This window comes from Marseilla massiliensis, assembly GCF_023336985.1.
GTDB classification, from domain to species: domain Bacteria; phylum Bacteroidota; class Bacteroidia; order Bacteroidales; family Bacteroidaceae; genus Prevotella; species Prevotella intestinigallinarum.
Genome location: NZ_JAMBLP010000031.1, coordinates 13,672 through 29,823, shown reverse-complemented (window position 1 = coordinate 29,823; position 16,152 = coordinate 13,672). Strand labels below are relative to the sequence as shown.

The window sequence follows — 16,152 nt, the reverse complement described above, 5'->3', positions numbered from 1 at the left end:
ATTTTTACACGAGTATAGCAAGGATTGCAACCGGATTTCCGGACTGACCCGAATAAGTCCGTGTGGGAACAAAACGGGAACAATGAGTATAAAACAAAATCGACTAAGCATTGAAATTCAATTACTTAGCCGATTTACTCGTACCCAGACCCGGGATCGAACCGGGATGGATTGCTCCACTGGTGTTTGAGACCAGCGCGTCTACCGATTCCGCCATCTGGGCTTCTTAGCGGGTGCAAAGATAACAATAAAATCCGAATTAGCAAATTTTTCATTCAAAAAACTTAAATTACTTGCGCATCTCGGTGGGAATTTGTAATTTAGTAGGCCTAAAACGACAGGCATAAAAACAAGCCTCAGCTAATCAAGGGGAGGGGCAGGGCGCCATGCCACAGCCGGCTGCTCCCTGATGACGGGCGGGCGAATTACATTCGCCATTCACGTGCTTGATAAAGACAGCACAAATGTTGTGATATTTAGAGACTGATTACCTAACAAAAGAGCTTATATATTTTGGATATGGAAAAGCATAAGGACAATTATTGTGTGATATTGGCTGGAGGCAAGGGCCGCAGGCTGTGGCCGTGCAGCAGGGACAACAAGCCCAAGCAGTTTCTTGACTTCTTTGGTTTGGGGCGCACTCAGCTGCAGGCCACTTACGACCGTTTCGCAAAGATTGTGCCGGGAGCCAACATACTGGTATGCACCAACCGCGACTACGAACCTATGGTGCGCGAACAGCTGCCCGACTTGCCTGCATCCAACGTGATTGTTGAGCCTATCAACCGCAACACCGCCCCGTGCGTGGGCTGGGCCGTTGCCGAGGTGTGCAGGCGCTCACCCGAGGCATCCATCATTGTCACCCCCTCCGACCAGCTCGTACTCAACGAGGGAGCCTTTGACGCCGACGTTGAGCGTGGCCTCAACTTCGTGGCGTCGCACGACACGATGCTCTCGATGGGCGTGAGGCCATCAAGGCCGGAGCCCGGCTACGGATACATACAGCTGGGCGAGCAGTGTGAGACAGAAGGTGTGTTCACCGTGCGCTCTTTCACCGAGAAGCCCGAGCGTGAGTTTGCCAAGGTGTTCATGGAGAGTGGCGAGTTTTATTGGAACACGGGCCTGTTCCTCTCCAGCGCGCGCAATTTCTACCGCGAGTTCACACGGTTGTTCAGCGATGTACATCGCGGCGAACCGGCCGACGGCCTGCGCCCCGTCGAAGAGACGCTGGCCTTTGTGACCGAGCACTACCAATCGTACCCTAACCTGTCCATCGACTGTGCCGTGCTGGAGCGCAGCACCGACATCTGCGTCATGAAATGCGACTTCGGCTGGGCCGACCTTGGCACATGGCATTCCATCTACGAATGCATGCGCAAAGACGCCGACGACAACGTTGTAATCGACTCCGACGTCATGATGGAAGACTGCCGCGGCAATGTGGTCAAGATGCCCAAAGGCAAGCTGGCCGTCATCAACGGCCTCGATGGATACATAGTGGCCGACGGTGGCGACGTGCTGCTCATATGCAAGAAAGGCGATTCGTCGGCCTTGGTGCGCAAGTATGTCAACAAGGTGCAGATGGAACATGGCAACGACTACCTGTGACCTACGCTCGGGCCATGCGCACAAACAGCGGGGCGGGCAAGGGCCGAGTGCACACTGCACCGGCCCTGCCCGCCCCGCCTTATGTCACACAGGCCACTTACTTGCCTTCAGCCTCGAAATTCTCGCGTATCCGTGCTGCCACAGCAGCCATCTCGTCGTCAGCCAGCTTAAGCTTGGGGTTGGCAAAGTTCATGTCCTTCTCCGTCTGCATCGGTATCAGATGTATGTGTGCGTGGGGCACCTCAAGGCCCAGCACAGCCATGCCCACCTTCCGGCACGGGAAGGCTTTCTTTATGGCTGCGGCCACATGCTTGGCAAAGACAACCATCTCGGCCAGCTCGTCGTCGTCGAGGTCGAATATATAGTCTACCTCGCGGCGCGGAATCACCAGCGTATGCCCCTTGACAAGAGGGTTTATATCCAAAAAAGCATAGAACTTGTCGCTCTCGGCACACTTGTAGCTCGGTATCTCACCTGCTGCAATCTTTGCGAATATCCCGGCCATATACAGTCCTCCCTATGCTATTGATATATTGTCGATGCGCAACTTTATAGTGCCGCGCGGTATCTTTATCTCAACCTCGTCGCCCACTTTCTTGCCAAGCAATCCCTGTGCAATCGGTGTCATGATGGATATCTTGCCCTCACGCAGGTTGGCCTCGCTCTCGCTGACGATGGTGTAGCTCATCTTCGCCTTGTTGGCCAGGTTGGTCATCTCTACGCGCGTAAGAATCTGCACCGAGTCGGAGCTCAGACGCGATGTGTCCACAATCTTAGCCTCTTGCAGCGCCAGCTTCATCTGGTTGATCTTATCCTCGAGATGGGCCTGTGCCTCCTTGGCGGCCTCATATTCGGAATTTTCACTCAGGTCGCCCTTGTCACGTGCCTCAGCTATTGCGGCTGATGCCTTGGGGCGCTCCACGCTTTCCAAGCGTTTCAACTCGGCTACCATCTTATCGTAGCCCTCTTGCGACATGTAAGCCATAATCAAAAACTTTTTGTTATAGATGTTAACGTAATATTTCGGTTAAAAGGACATTAAAAAAATGAAGAATCCCGGCATTAACCGATGCCGGAATCCTCACACTCTCTACGCCTTGTTTTTGCTTTGTGCTGCAAAGTTAGGCATAATTTCCCGAGCGGGCAAGCCTGTCACGTTAAAAAAGCCTTTTTCTGCCCGCCCCCGCTCTGCCGCGCCACCACGCCATACTCCCCTAAAGCCTGTAAAAACAGCCAAAAAAGCGGGAAGCCGCAAACTTTGGCCACCAATCCTGCCGCCGTTCGGCAATGTTTTCTTACCTTTGTAGCACGCAACAACAAAAACGAATGCAACAATGACAATATTCAGAAGAATATCCGCAATGGCCGTAGCCATGCTTTGCCTCAACTCTTGCGTGGTGGGCGCCGAGCCGGCCACCGACACCGACAAGTACGACAGCCAGCTGCTACAGCCCGGCGCCATGGCCACCGACTTCACCATTGCCGACCCGGCGAGGCCTGAGCCCATTAAGCTCAGTTCGCTGCGCGGGCACTATGTGGTGCTCGAGTTCTGGGCATCGTGGTGCCCCGACTGCCGCAAGACCACGCCCGACGTCGTGGCCCTATACAAGGAGTATGCCCCGCTCGGCGTCGAGTTCGTTGGCGTATCGTTCGACACCGACAGCGCCGCATGGCGCCGCTACGTCGAGGCTAACGGCATGGAGTGGCTGCAGTACAGCGAACTGAAGAAATGGAAGGCGGGCACAACGCTCGACAGCCCTTACCGCGTCAACTGGATACCGACGTTCTACCTCGTCGACCCCGAGGGCCGCATAGCCGCCGGTTCGGTTGACACCGACAAGATAAAGGCTGCCCTCGAGGCCCTGAAGCCAACACTAACGGCCGCCACCGGCGGCAATGCGGCGGAGGCAGGCAAATGAATGCGCACAGCCACATGAGCCTCAACGCCGGGGGGCGGCTGCTCAGCCTCGACGTTCCGCAGGTGATGGGCATACTCAACGTGACGCCCGACTCGTTTTATGCCGGCAGCCGCAAGCAGGCCGAGGCCGACATAGCCGCCCGCGCCAACGAGATTGTGGAACAGGGAGGCACCATCATCGACATCGGCGCATTCTCCACACGGCCGGGCGCAGCCCGCGTGAGCGAAGCCGAAGAAGCCGACAGGCTGCGCCACGGACTGGCCGTGGTGCGGCGCGAGCAGCCCGGAGCCATAATCAGCGTCGACACGTTCCGCGCCGACGTGGCCCGCATGGCCGTCGAGGAATATGGCGTGGCCATCATCAACGACGTCTCGGGCGGCAACCCCGACGGGGCGTTCGGAGGGGCGGAGACAAACGACGACGGATACCGCACATGGACCGAGGACGACGCCCCGCCCATCTTCCGCATGGCGGCCCGCCTCGGCGTGCCCTACATACTCATGTCGTCGCGCCCCGACACAGCCTCAATACTGATGGAGGGCGCAGCCAAGTCGCAGCTGCTCCACTCGCTGGGAGTAAACGACGTAATACTCGACCCGGGCTTCGGCTTTGGCAAGACCACCGCCGACAACTATGCCATCATGGCCGGGCTCGACAAGCTGCACACACTGGGCCTGCCCCTGCTGGTGGGCATATCGCGCAAGTCGATGATAACGCGGCTGCTCGGCTGCACCACCGACGAGGCCCTCAACGGCACCACCGCGCTCAACACTGCGGCCCTGATAAAGGGAGCCCACATACTGCGCGTTCACGACGTAGGCCAGGCTGCCGAGTGTGTTAAGATAGTGCAGGCGCTCAAGGCCCATGCCGGCCAGGCTGCCCCTGCAGCAAACGACATACACTAACAACTATCAAGACTTATGTTTTTCAGTTTCGGAATAAAGGATGTGATCGACATCTTACTCGTGGCGCTGATGCTCTACTACCTGTACAGGCTGATGAAAGAGTCGCGCTCGCTCAACGTGTTCATAGGCATCATGGTGTTCGTGGTGGTCTGGATATTCGTGTCGCAGATACTTGAGATGCGGCTTCTCGGCTCCATCATGGACAAGTTGGTAAGCGTCGGAGTGATAGGTCTCATCATCCTGTTCCAGGAAGACATACGCAAGTTTCTATACAACCTTGGGGCCCACCAGCGCATGAGGATGCTCATCAGCTTCTTCGCCTCTGACCGCGGCGGCCAGAAAGCGGGCCACAAAGAGACCATTGTGCCCATAGTGCTGGCATGCATGGGCATGTCGAAGCGAAAGGTGGGAGCGCTGATAGTGATAGAGCGCACGGCCCCGCTCGACGACGTGGCCGCCACGGGCGACATAATCGACGCCAACATCAACCAGCGGCTCATAGAGAACATATTTTTCAAGAACTCGCCGCTGCACGACGGGGCCATGATAATATCAAAGAAGCGCATCAAGGCCGCCGGATGCATACTGCCCGTGTCTCACAACCTCGACATACCCAAGGAGCTGGGCCTGCGCCACCGCGCAGCCCTCGGCATATCACAGCAGTGCGACTGCATAGCCGTCATTGTGTCCGAGGAGACCGGGGGCATTTCCGTGGCCATGAACGGAGCGTTCCAGCTGCGCCTCTCTGCCGAGAAACTCGAGAGCATACTCACCGACGCCCTCGAAGAACAGCCCTCAGCCAGGGGCTGACCATAGCTTGCCCGCAGGCATCGGGCCAGGCGCGGCTGCACTGCCCACAGGCCACACCATGCCGCCGGCACTGCGCGGCGCCACATTCATCAATTCATGAAGGCAGGGGGCTGGCAGGCACATCCCGGACTAATTCACACTGCATAAATCCGCTGTTTAGTGACTTCAAGGCTGGGCCCGCCCCACCATTATACAAATGGACTAAACACGGATTGGCTTTTTTAAGCGCATCTGCAACATGCGCGTATGTGCAAATGCGCAACATCCCCAAAACGCATCGGTATCATCGATTTCTACCATGAGCCCTGCAAATCCACACAACAGCCCTTTCTGCGCCGCAATACGGCATGTTTCGGGAGCCAATACGGCACGTTCCACCACCCGAAACGGCCCATTCTGCAACCCGCTGCACACCAGGGGGTTATAAAAGGCCGGCGGTTTGGCCCGACAGACCGGGCGAGCCGTATGCTGCATACATAGCGTGATGCCGGCAGCGTTGCCTATGCCACGGCCATGACAAGGCTGCCCACAACCCGGCCCGCCGGCATAGGCAGGGCAAGCCCGTTGGCCCGCCGGCTAAAAAAGCGGCCGCCGCCCGTTGCTGCGGGCGCGGCAACGCAGCCGCCGCGGCATGGCGGCAGAAGCAGGCCACAGGGTGGCGCCACGATACAGAAAAGCCATGTCCCGCTCTTCACAGAGCCGGGACATGGCATGAAAATCAGAGATTGCGACTGGCGGGGAGACGAAAGCGAAATGCTCCCGGCCATGGTATGGCCGCAGTCTCAGCCGCAAGCCCTCCGGCTGCGGCACAAGCCAATAAAGACGGATCAGAAGGTTATGGCCTTGCCGGCACCCTCGTGCTGCGGCGCAAAGCTGATGCCGAGCAGCGAGGCCACCGTTGCAGCCACCTGATTGTTGTGATACTCGCCCGAGGTGAGCACGCCCTTGGCCGGCACACCGGCCCCGAAAGCCATGAGCCATGTCTCGTTTGAGCGGTCTACCTCGCGGCTGTGGTGGAACCATCCCTTGTCGGCGCTCACCCCGCGGCCGTGGTCGCAGGTTATTATAAAGGTGGTCTGGTCTTTGTAGAACGGGTCGGCCTGGGCCGTCTCCCACAGCTCCCGGATGAAGCGGTCGACGTCGTTGGCAGCCTCAAGGTACAGGCGGTAGTTGCCGGCGTGGGCCCACTCGTCGGTGTCGCCGTAGCCCACGAACAGCAGCTCCGGGTGGCGCGACTTCATGGCCTCTACGGCATACTCATGCGTAAACACGTCGAAACGCTCCTCCTCCCAGTAACGGGGCGTGCCGTCTTGCATCTTGTCGACATACAGTTCGCGCTCTGTGGGTTGCTTGGCCAGCGAGTGGCGGTAGTTGGCGTTCACCTCGAGCCCGCTGCGCTTCTCGTTGAATATCTGGATGAATCGGCCCCAGCTTCCGAACACGAGCACCTTGCCACGGTATTCGGGCGTGTTGTTGGCCACCTCGAAAACGGTCATGTTAGGGTTGTCAACCGGCGCGTTGGAGTTGACGTTCTTGTCGTCGGGATATCCGCACAGCGTCTCGTTGTATCCCGGGTAAGAAAACCACATGTTGTTGGTAACGCTCATGCGGCAGCCCTTGTCGCGGTTGCCAATCATCACACCGTTCTTTGCTATGTGGCTCCACGTAAACGGCATGAGCGCGCTGCGGCGCTCGTCGGCAGTGGGCCGCCAGAAGTCGGCCTTCATCATGTCGGGGTTGCCAAACTCCTTGGTGTTGACAAGCATGGAGTCGGCACCGCGAAACAGTTCCTGCCAGCGGTAGCCGTCGACCATTACCACCACGACCTTGTTTTTTGCCGACACCATTGCCGGCACCACCAGCATGGCTGCCAGCAGCAATTTTGCAATCTTTATCATAGTCTTTGGTTTTTGGGGAATACCAAGATGGCTGGGGGTATGCGCAAAGACTTGCAGAACCGGGCAGGGCGGGAGCACGGGATGGGCAGAGACTTGCGTATCAGAATGCAGGAGTGCAGGAGTACAGGAGTACAGACATTTGCCTTTGCCTTCGCATTCTGCTGACACCGCGCAGCCCTTTTTTAATTCTTACGCTTGGAGTTTCAGGAGTGCAGGAGTACAGGAGTACAGACATTTGCCCTTGCCTTCGCATTCTGCTGACACTGCGCAGCCACTCTTTAATTCCCAACTCTTAATTCTTAACTTTTAATTCTTGGCTCTTAATTTTTAATTCTTAAAGTCTTCCGGCCAAAGCACCTCGTTCTTCACGGTGCCGTCGCTCATGCGGATCCACGTCCTGAAGCCCCTTCGCCCCTCGGTCAGCTCAATGACGCGGGCGCCGCGCTTTCCGTCGGTATAGGTGGTCTTGCCGCCCGTAAACTGGCCGTAGCAGAGCAGGATGCCGTGCCACGGAGTGACGTAGTTGTTCACATGGTCGTGGCCAACAAACGTGCCCATCACGTCGCCGGCCTCAAGCATGGCCGCAAACATGCCCGAATTGATGGCCGGCGAGCAAGCCTGCTCACCCCTCTGGCCCACGAGCGGGTTGCCAATGGCCGTAGATGCCTCGTTGTACTCGGGGAAGGGTATGTGGAAGAAAGCCAGCGCCGGCAGCGGTTTGCCACCGTTGGCGGCCGTAAGCTCAGCGCTCTTGCGTGCGTACCAGTCTATCTGGTCGCGGCGGAACCATCCGTAGCCCTTCAGGCTGTCTATCGTAGAGTAAGCGTTGCTGTCCATCACGTAGATCACGGCCTTGGCCTGCTTGCCGTCGGCCGAGGTCACGCTGATGGCGAAGTCGGTGCCCTCGGCCTTGGCGTCGAGACACCCCTGCTTCTTCTTCACATAGTCGTAGAGCTGCGGGCGCGTCAGGTCCTGCTCGTCGTCATGGTTGCCGAAGGTGATGGCATAGGGCAACCCGCGGCTTATCACTGGCTCCAGCGCCTTGTCAAGGCCCTCGGTGGCAGGCTTTGCCGTGGTCACGTCGCCGGTGTATACCACCAGGTCGGGCTTCTCCTCGTCGAGCACCCGGTTCATGTTTGCGGCGGCGTCGGCCGTGGCCGGGTCGCCCGCACGCCAGTGGATGTCGGTGAACTGCACAATCTTCAGTTTGCCTTCGTTATTGAATCTCACGCTCTGTGCGCTCACGGCCAGCATCCCTGCCATGCAGAGTGCGGCAGCGCAGAAAAGTCTTTTTGTCATGTCTGTTGTCTATTGTTTTATTATTAATATTCCAATGTCCATTCGTTTCCGTGCAGCAAACGCCTTCACGCAGCCACGCCCGGCACAATCCGTCACTGCATCAGGTCATGGCGCAAAGCGATAACCGGCCGGGCCACAGGGGCATCCGGCCGGCTCTATCACATTACAGAAACAGATTAACATCATTCTTTCAGCCACCATGGCTGGGCGGTGGTACGGTCGTTGTTGGCGCCAAACTGGCGGGTGATGGCCTCCTCCACGTTGGCCGTGTTGTAACGGTACTCCGTGTCGGGGTACATCCAGCGGTAAGGGATGGGGTTTTCTTCGAGGTGCATGAATCCGGGATAGCCCGTGCGCAGGTTCTCGAAGTAAGGGTCCCAACCTCCCTGGTAGAAGCTCACGCAGTATTTCTGGAATATTATGCGCTCAATCTTCTGCTCGTCGGTGAGCGTGTCGTCAAGCCTTACGAGGGGGCGGTTGAGGTAACTCGCCGCGGAGTCTTGCGTGACATATTGCGAGTAGTCGGTGGCATAGGTCTCATAGAAGCTGAATGAAGCTTTCACGCCGTTCTCATAGTACTGCCTGGCGTCGCCCTGTATCCATCCGCGAACCACGGCCTCGGCCAGCACCTGTTGCAGCTCGGCGTAGCCCATCAGCATGGTCGGCTCGACAATCGGGTCCAGACGGAAGCGCGAGTTTATTTGCGATATCTGGCCATTGCGCACCAGCGTGATGTTGTTGCCGTAGGGCACAATGGGGTTTCCGCCCCGGTATGCCGCGAAGTCGTTGACAGCCATGCCTGCGTCGGCGGCCGTGGTTGTCGGCAGGCAGAACAGGAAGAGGCGCGGGTCGCGGCGCTCGGCCATGCGTGCCACGTATGTACTGTCCATGTAGTAGCCCGACCACTGCGCATTGAACTGCGGATAGCGGTTGCCTTCCTGGTCGATGTACGTCAGCTGGCCATTGTCGGCGTTGCTCTCCATGAGCGGCAGCCGTGCCACGCGGGCAAACTCCTGTCGCACGTCCAGGCCGCCCACGGTGGTCTTGCGCGACAGGGTCATGAGCACCTTGAGGTGGAAGGAGTTGACCAGCTTGCGCCATGCCAGCTTGTCACCGTCGTAGATAATGTCGCCTTCAATCACGTCGACGTCTGGCGAAGCGGCCAGCCCCTCCTCGGCCTCGTCGAGGTCGCGCAGTATGCCGGCGAACACCTCCTCCTGCGTGTCGTACTCAGGCGTGTAGTTGGCCTGGCTCTGCCCCTTCATGGCGTCGCTGTAAGGAATGTCGCCGAAGCGCAGCGTGAGGTTGTAATAGTGGTAGGCACGGAAGAACTTGTATAGCGGTACGTAAGCCGTGTCGCCCGTTTGCTCGGCCTCTTCGCGCATTTTCTCCACCTGCAGCAGCTCGTTGTTGTATGTGTCAAAGCTGCCTCTGTTCCACTCGAAAAATTGTTCCGAGTTGTGGCCGTCGGTCTGTATCACCATCTTGTCGGCGTACATGCCGTCCTGTCCGCGGGTGAACGCATCCTGGCACACCTTGGGCAACAGCAGGTCGGGGGTCACTTCGGCCGGCATGTTGGGGTTGGTGTTCATGTCGCTGAAGCTCTCGCACGAGCAGAAGCCCACAGCGGCAACAAATATCGGCAATAATATCTTTGGTTTCATCGTGATGTCTTTTATCGTTTTCAAGTTTGTTTAGAATGTCATGTTGACGCCTATTCCCACATATCGGGCCGTCGGGTCGTTGGAGCCGTCGTCGTCGCTGGTATCCCCGCTTATCTCGGGGTCAATCCATGGAGCCTTCGACCACAGTGCCGCATTGTTGCAGAACAGTGTTGCCGTGAGCCCCTTGACAGGCGAATCCTGCGGTAGCAGCTTCTTGAAGTCATAGCTCAGGGCTATCTGGCTTATCTTCAGGTAAGTACGGCTGAAAGTGTTTGCAAAGAACTTGTCCATCTTGTCGGTCACGGTTGCGCGATAAGGATAGTTCTGGCACCACGACTGCCAGTCTACAGCCTGGTCAAACTTCTTGAACACACGGGTGTCACTCACCACGTTGCCATGTGTGTCGTATGTCACCTCGCCGCTCACCACAGTCACTGCGTCGGGCACATATACAGGCGTGGGGTTGCCCTCGGCGTCAAGGTTAGAGTATTCCTGGTCGCGGTACATGGTTGAGTTGGGGTGCTTGCCTCCCCACCATAGCTTCGGGCTGAGCTGCGAATAGATGAGTCCGCCGATGGCCGCGTTGAGGTTGATGGTAAGGGTGAAGTCCTTGTAGCGGAACTTGTTCTGCATTCCCAGGCGTACGTTAGGCTCGTAGTGGCCCACGTTGCGGGCATAGGGGTCTGTCTGCGGCTGGCCCGTGGCGTCGACAATCACACGCCCTTCGGGGTCGCGCTGCCATACGGTGGCATAATAAGCGTCGGCCCGGTCGCCCTCACGCAAGTTTCCAAAATACTCCTCGCCGCCGTAAATCTCAGTCAGCTTGCGCACGCTGTGGCTGGCGTTGAGGTCGAAATCCCACTTGAAGTCTTTCATGTCGATGGCTTTCACGCTGGCCATGACCTCGATGCCGTTGGTGGTATAGGTGTTGCCGTTGATCTTGCGGCTGTCGAATCCAGATGCCTGAGATATCATCATGTCGAGAATCTGGTTGGTGTCCACGTTGCGATAGTAGCTGAAGTCGAGCGCCAAGCGGCCCAGGAACGATGTGGACAGGCCCACCTCCCACGATGTTGTCTTCTGCGGCTTGATGTCATAGTTGACCAGTGCCGACGGATAACTGATGGTGGGCGTGTTCCCCCAGTTGCTCTCCTTGGTGTAAACCTGCTGTATCTGGTACGGGTCGAGGTCGCTGCTGACCGTTGCCCACGACGCCATCACCTTCAGGTAGTCCATAAACTTGGGCAGCTTCACATAGTCTGATATCACCGAGCTGACGGCCACAGAAGGATAGAAATACGAGTTGTTGCCCGTGGCAATGGTCGACGACCAGTCGTTGCGTGCAGTTGCAGAGAGGTATGCGTACTTCGAGAGGTCTATGTTTACCGAGCCGTAGACACTCTTTATCTCCTTCTCGCTGCGCGAACCCCACAGAGGGTTGTCTGCGTCGAAGGTTATGATGTTGCCGGTAGAGTTGTTCAGCGAGTAGACGCCTGGCACATTGAGCCCGTCGGTCGACGCGTAGTCGTTGCGGTAACGGCGGTAGAACACCGACGAACCGGCGTTGACGGTGAGGTTGATGTCGCTCATGAAGCTCTTGGTATATGTCACGAGCACGTCGGCATCTACGTTGTCCTGTGTCTCGTTCCACACTTTGTAGCCGCCCTCGCGCGAGTCGCTGTAGTTCATATACGACTTCGGGGTCTCGTGCTCGGTCAGGTTGCGGTTCGAGCGCATCGACACGCGGCCCATGACGCTGAGCTCCGGCAGTATCTGGTAGTTCAGGCGGAGCTGGCCGGTGAGCACGTTGCGTCGCTGCTTGCGCTTGCTCTGCGTTATGGCGAAGTAAGGGTTGTTGTACCAGGCGTAGTTGTAGCTGGCCTGGCGGTAGCCTTCCATGCCCGGAACCCACAGGTGTTGCTCAAGGTCGCGGCCGTCAACGTCGTCGCCCATCCACTCAATGATGTTGTACATATAGTTCGACGGGTGGTAGCCGTAGTCTGGGTAGTTGGGCGAATACACCATGTTGTAGTTCAGCATGGCGTCGAGGGTGAGCTTGTCGCTTATGTCGAACGATGTGTTGATGTTCAGTCCGCCGTTCTGGAGCGACGTTGTCGGCGCCTGGCCTTTCTGGTAGGCATACTGACCGAGCACATATACGCGGGCCTTGTCGCCCTTGTAAGACAGCGAGAGGGTGTTGTTGGTGATGAGGCCCGTCTCGAGGAAGTCGCCTATGTTGTCGTGTGAGACGAGCGGCGTTGCCACACGCTCGTAGCGGCCCTGGTCGTCATACTGCGTGCCCGTAACGCTTCCCCACCATGGTATGGTCTCGCCGGTCACCTTGTCACGTATGGGGCTGTTCCACTGCGGGGCCACGTTGCCCACGTCGAGGCGCGGCCCCCACTGCATGTCGTCGTCGGAGATGCCTCCGCCCTCGCCATCCCAGAAGGCATACTTGCCCTGCGAGCCGCTGCCGAACTCATGCTGTGTCTCGGGGAAGGCCATGTATCCGGCCTGTACCATGTCTTTTGTGGAGAAGTTTATCTCTATTCCTTCCTTCTCGGCCCGCTTGGTTGTTATCATGATTGCGCCGTTTCGGCCGCGCGCTCCGTACAGGGCCGAGGCGGCAGTGCCCTTCAGCACATTGACGCTGGCTATGTTCTCGCTGGAGAGGTCGAACAGGTCAGACTCGATGGGCACACCGTCGAGCACTATGAGCGGGGTCTTGCCGCGCAGCGAGAACGTTGGCGACTGGAACATGCCCGACGGCACCGACACGGTGAGTCCGGCCACCTCGCCCTGCAGCGAGGCTCCGGCGTTGAGGTTTCCGGCGGCCGCGATGTCGGCTCCCTCCACCTGCTGCGTGGTGTAACCGAGCTTTTTCTTCTCCTGCTTGATACCGATGGCGGTTACCACCACCTCGTTGATGCTCTGCACGTTTGACGTGAGGTTGACGTCGAGCACCGCCCCTGTGACTGTCTTCTCTACGGGGTTGGTGCCCACATAGGAGAATACGAGCACGTCGTTCTTGTCGGCGCTCAGCGTGTAACGTCCGTTCACGTCGGTGACGGTGCCCGTCTTGGTGCCCTTCACCATGACCGATGCGCCCATGACAGGCCCCATCTCGTCGGTAACCACTCCGCTAATCTTGATGGACTGGGCGTACATTGACACGCTCACGCACAGCAAGCCGGCGAAAGTACAAATTTTCTTCATAAGTAAACAAGTGTATTGAAAATAGTTAGTTATCCCTATCCTTAGTCATCATTGTGCTTATTGCGGCATAGACACACAGAGCCCGGGCAACCCCCTCATGGCTACCACGCCCGGGGCCGCCCGGGCTCTATGCACCGGTTAAAGGCTTACTGCTCGAGCGACACGCGGTCGAACACGGCGAGCAGTTTGTTGTAATCCTTCTTGCTGGCGCGAAGAGCCTTCTCGAACGACTTGCTGTCTTCCGAATAATATGCCGATATGGCCACGTTGAGCACGTGCATCATCTTGCGCGATGCCTCGTCTGAACTCATTGCGTTGTCCTTGACGTCGTCCTCAAGGCCCTTGCCAATCTTGCGCACGGCGTTGTATATGTCGCCCTTCTTGAAAACGATGCGTGTTGTGGGGTCGCCCGGCACCACCGGCACGCGCTTCACACACAATTTCTCAAGCTGGTTGTAGAGGCAGGTGGCTTCCTTGCCAAACTCGCCATCCGACACGGATGCCAGTTCCTCAGCCGTTGGCTTGTCAGTCACCGAATAGAATGTCCACGTTGAGTTGGCGGCCTCGGCCGACTTCTCTGCAGCACTGAGGCTCATGCCCGAGCAGAGCCCAATCATCATAACTAATACAACAACTGTTTTACGCATAGCTTTTAATGTTTTTAATGTTAATTTCCGTTTCCTTTCTTTTTCCGCTGCAAAAGTACTCTAACCATGTTGCAACGGCATTTCATAGACATTAAAAGCGTGTTCAAACGTGTTTAAATAATATTTCTTCCCGGCCTGCGGCCAAGCCATACGGGCCTCGATACATTTTTTAATATATAACAAGGCTTCGCAATGTCATCGCTACGCCACGTTGAGCCTTACGGCGCCGCCACGCGGGAAACAGGCCCTACGACACGGAAAGATGGCCGTTACGTCGTCTAAAAAAAGCCGTTGTGCACCGCGCCGGCACGGGGGCGGCATAGGCCGGGGCCACGGCGGCACAACAACCGCGCGACGACAAGACCATCCCCGGCGCAAGCGCGCTTGCACACAGGCTGCCGTGTTTGTGCAGGCACCGCCATCTTTTAACCACAGTTAACCTTCCGCGGGGGAAAAAATAACGCCCGACGAAGACAGGTTACGAATATTTTGCTTACTTTTGCAAAGCAGAAGTTACAAAAACACAATGATAAATTATTCGTCAAAATGGACTTAGTAAAACAAATCATCGAGCGCGCTAAGAGCAACAAGCAGCGCATCGTGCTCCCCGAAGCAACCGAGGAGCGCACACTGAAGGCAGCCGACATGGTGCTGGCCGACGAAGTGGCAGACCTCATCCTCATCGGCAACCCCGACGAGATTAACTCTCTGGCCGGGAAATGGGGCCTCTGCCACATAGGCAAGGCCACCATCATCGACCCCGACAACAACCCCAGAAGCGAGGAGTATGCAGCCCTGCTGGCCGAACTGCGCAAGAAGAAAGGCATGACTATCGAGCAGGCACGCGAGCTGGTGAAGAACCCTCTCTACCTGGGATGCATGATCATCAAGACCGAAGGCGCCGACGGGCAGATCAGCGGGGCGCTGAGCACCACCGCCGACACGCTGCGCCCGGCCCTGCAAATCATCAAGTGCAAGCCCGGCATCACCTGCGTCAGCGGCGCCATGCTGCTGGTAACCAAGCAGCCGCAGTATGGTGAGAACGGCGTGCTCGTGGTGGGCGACGTGGCCGTGACGCCCATGCCCGACGCCGACCAGCTGGCCCAGATTGCCATCTGCACAGCAGAGACAGCCCGCAGCGTGGCCGGATTCACCGACCCACGCGTGGCCATGCTTAGCTTCTCGACCAAAGGCAGCGCCTCGCACGAGGTGGTTGACAAGGTTGTCGAGGCCACCCGCCTGGCCCATGAGCGCCAGCCCGAGCTGAAGATTGACGGCGAGCTGCAGGCCGACGCTGCCCTGGTGCCCTCGGTAGGCGAGCACAAGGCTCCCGGAAGCCCCATCGCCGGCCACGCCAACGTGCTGGTGTTCCCGTGCCTCGAGGTTGGCAACATCGGCTACAAGCTGGTGCAGCGCCTCGGCGACGCCGAAGCCCTGGGCCCCATCCTGCAGGGCATTGCACGCCCGGTGAACGACCTTAGCCGCGGTTGCTCCGTGGACGACATCTACAAGATGGTGGCCATCACCGCTTGCCAGGCAATGGATGCGAAGAAAAATTAAGAGTTAGGTAAATCAAATTCAAGGAGTTAAGTAGTTAAAGGGGAGTAAAGGAGTTAAGACAATAGCCACGCGAAACGGGCCCTGCGGCATGATGGCTGACACCAACCGGCTGCTCTTGCTCATCGGCTCATGGCCCAACAAACTTATCCCGCATCCGCGAAACACATTCATATCAATGACAATGGCTACCGTCAGATTTGAGGACATACTGGCTTGGCAAAAGGCTTACGGGTTTATACTACAAACATACAAGGCTCTTGCCGCCTATCCCCAAGACGAGAAATACGGGCTGTGCTCGCAATTTCAGCGAGCTGCAGTATCCATTGCGGCAAATATAGCCGAGGGATATAAACGCATAGGCAAGGCCGACAAGCTGCATTTCCTAAATTTCGCACAAGGAAGTCTCGAAGAGTGCAGGTGCTATCTGCACCTGTCAAGAGACCTTGGATATATCAGTACTGAGACATACAAGTCTCTATATGCCAGCCTTGAAGAAACAAGCAAGCTGCTCAACGGCTATTGCAAAGGAATACTGAGCAACAGTTTTAAAAGCACTGCTGATGAATGACCGCAATAGCCATCAACAAACGGCGGCTGCGCCGGGCCGGCAATGCCACATGCCGCAC

14 protein-coding genes and 1 tRNA gene are annotated in these 16,152 nt (G+C 57.4%); 6 read left to right on the top strand and 9 right to left on the bottom strand.

Translation table 11 applies throughout. The features are described from left to right. Positions 1-141 precede the first annotated feature (141 nt). Positions 142-223: transfer RNA gene (locus M3089_RS14355), tRNA-Leu, on the bottom strand. Between the two features lie 296 nt (positions 224-519). On the opposite strand from M3089_RS14355, the gene M3089_RS14350 reads away from it, so the two are divergent. Next, positions 520-1,608, top strand: a complete 1,089-nt coding sequence (locus tag M3089_RS14350) for a mannose-1-phosphate guanylyltransferase (RefSeq protein ID WP_249084835.1) — start codon at positions 520-522, stop codon at positions 1,606-1,608. 97 nt (positions 1,609-1,705) lie between these two features. Here the strand turns inward: M3089_RS14350 and M3089_RS14345 are convergent, their stop codons facing one another. The 3 genes from M3089_RS14345 to M3089_RS14335 form a co-directional block, all read right to left on the bottom strand. Next, positions 1,706-2,113, bottom strand: a complete 408-nt coding sequence (locus M3089_RS14345; RefSeq protein ID WP_205111396.1) for an HIT family protein — start codon at positions 2,111-2,113, stop codon at positions 1,706-1,708. 12 nt (positions 2,114-2,125) lie between these two features. Continuing rightward, on the bottom strand, positions 2,126-2,593 hold the full coding sequence (gene greA / locus M3089_RS14340) for a transcription elongation factor GreA (RefSeq protein WP_205111394.1): 468 nt from the start codon (positions 2,591-2,593) through the stop codon (positions 2,126-2,128). Positions 2,594-2,698: 105 nt separating this feature from the next. Then, positions 2,699-2,983, bottom strand: coding sequence for a hypothetical protein (locus tag M3089_RS14335; protein WP_249084834.1), 285 nt, complete (start codon positions 2,981-2,983; stop codon positions 2,699-2,701). Between M3089_RS14335 and M3089_RS14330 the strand changes: the two genes are divergently transcribed. The 3 genes from M3089_RS14330 to cdaA are packed head-to-tail and all read left to right on the top strand — an operon-like array spanning position 2,943 to position 5,242. After that, positions 2,943-3,527: a TlpA family protein disulfide reductase gene (locus M3089_RS14330; RefSeq protein ID WP_249084832.1), complete on the top strand. Its 585-nt coding sequence runs from the start codon at positions 2,943-2,945 to the stop codon at positions 3,525-3,527. The two genes, M3089_RS14335 and M3089_RS14330, sit on opposite strands and share 41 nt — an antisense overlap. Further along, positions 3,524-4,432 (top strand): dihydropteroate synthase, encoded by a 909-nt coding sequence (folP, locus tag M3089_RS14325; RefSeq protein WP_249084830.1) that lies wholly within the window; start codon positions 3,524-3,526, stop codon positions 4,430-4,432. Before M3089_RS14330 ends, folP begins: the two co-directional genes overlap by 4 nt. A gap of 15 nt (positions 4,433-4,447) precedes the next feature. Continuing rightward, the gene (cdaA, locus tag M3089_RS14320; protein ID WP_205111389.1) at positions 4,448-5,242 is read left to right on the top strand and encodes a diadenylate cyclase CdaA; all 795 of its coding nucleotides are present in this window, start codon (positions 4,448-4,450) and stop codon (positions 5,240-5,242) included. Positions 5,243-6,069: 827 nt separating this feature from the next. Here the strand turns inward: cdaA and M3089_RS14315 are convergent. From M3089_RS14315 to M3089_RS14295, 5 genes are all read right to left on the bottom strand, one after another. Further along, positions 6,070-7,140, bottom strand: a complete 1,071-nt coding sequence (locus tag M3089_RS14315) for a sulfatase-like hydrolase/transferase (protein ID WP_249084828.1) — start codon at positions 7,138-7,140, stop codon at positions 6,070-6,072. A gap of 327 nt (positions 7,141-7,467) precedes the next feature. Then, a complete protein-coding gene (locus M3089_RS14310; protein ID WP_249084826.1) occupies positions 7,468-8,439 on the bottom strand; it encodes a metallophosphoesterase family protein in 972 nt (323 codons plus the stop codon). A 182-nt stretch (positions 8,440-8,621) separates the two neighbouring features. After that, positions 8,622-10,127: a SusD/RagB family nutrient-binding outer membrane lipoprotein gene (locus M3089_RS14305; RefSeq protein WP_249084823.1), complete on the bottom strand. Its 1,506-nt coding sequence runs from the start codon at positions 10,125-10,127 to the stop codon at positions 8,622-8,624. 6 nt (positions 10,128-10,133) lie between these two features. Next, a complete protein-coding gene (locus tag M3089_RS14300) occupies positions 10,134-13,319 on the bottom strand; it encodes a SusC/RagA family TonB-linked outer membrane protein (RefSeq protein WP_249084821.1) in 3,186 nt (1,061 codons plus the stop codon). Between the two features lie 146 nt (positions 13,320-13,465). Further along, a complete protein-coding gene (locus M3089_RS14295) occupies positions 13,466-13,966 on the bottom strand; it encodes a hypothetical protein (RefSeq protein ID WP_205111356.1) in 501 nt (166 codons plus the stop codon). Positions 13,967-14,512: 546 nt separating this feature from the next. Here M3089_RS14295 and pta point away from each other — a divergent pair. Both pta and M3089_RS14285 read left to right on the top strand, forming a co-directional pair. Beyond that, positions 14,513-15,526: a phosphate acetyltransferase gene (pta, locus tag M3089_RS14290; protein WP_249084818.1), complete on the top strand. Its 1,014-nt coding sequence runs from the start codon at positions 14,513-14,515 to the stop codon at positions 15,524-15,526. Between the two features lie 88 nt (positions 15,527-15,614). Further along, a complete protein-coding gene (locus M3089_RS14285; protein ID WP_394802294.1) occupies positions 15,615-16,094 on the top strand; it encodes a four helix bundle protein in 480 nt (159 codons plus the stop codon). Positions 16,095-16,152: the final 58 nt, after the last annotated feature.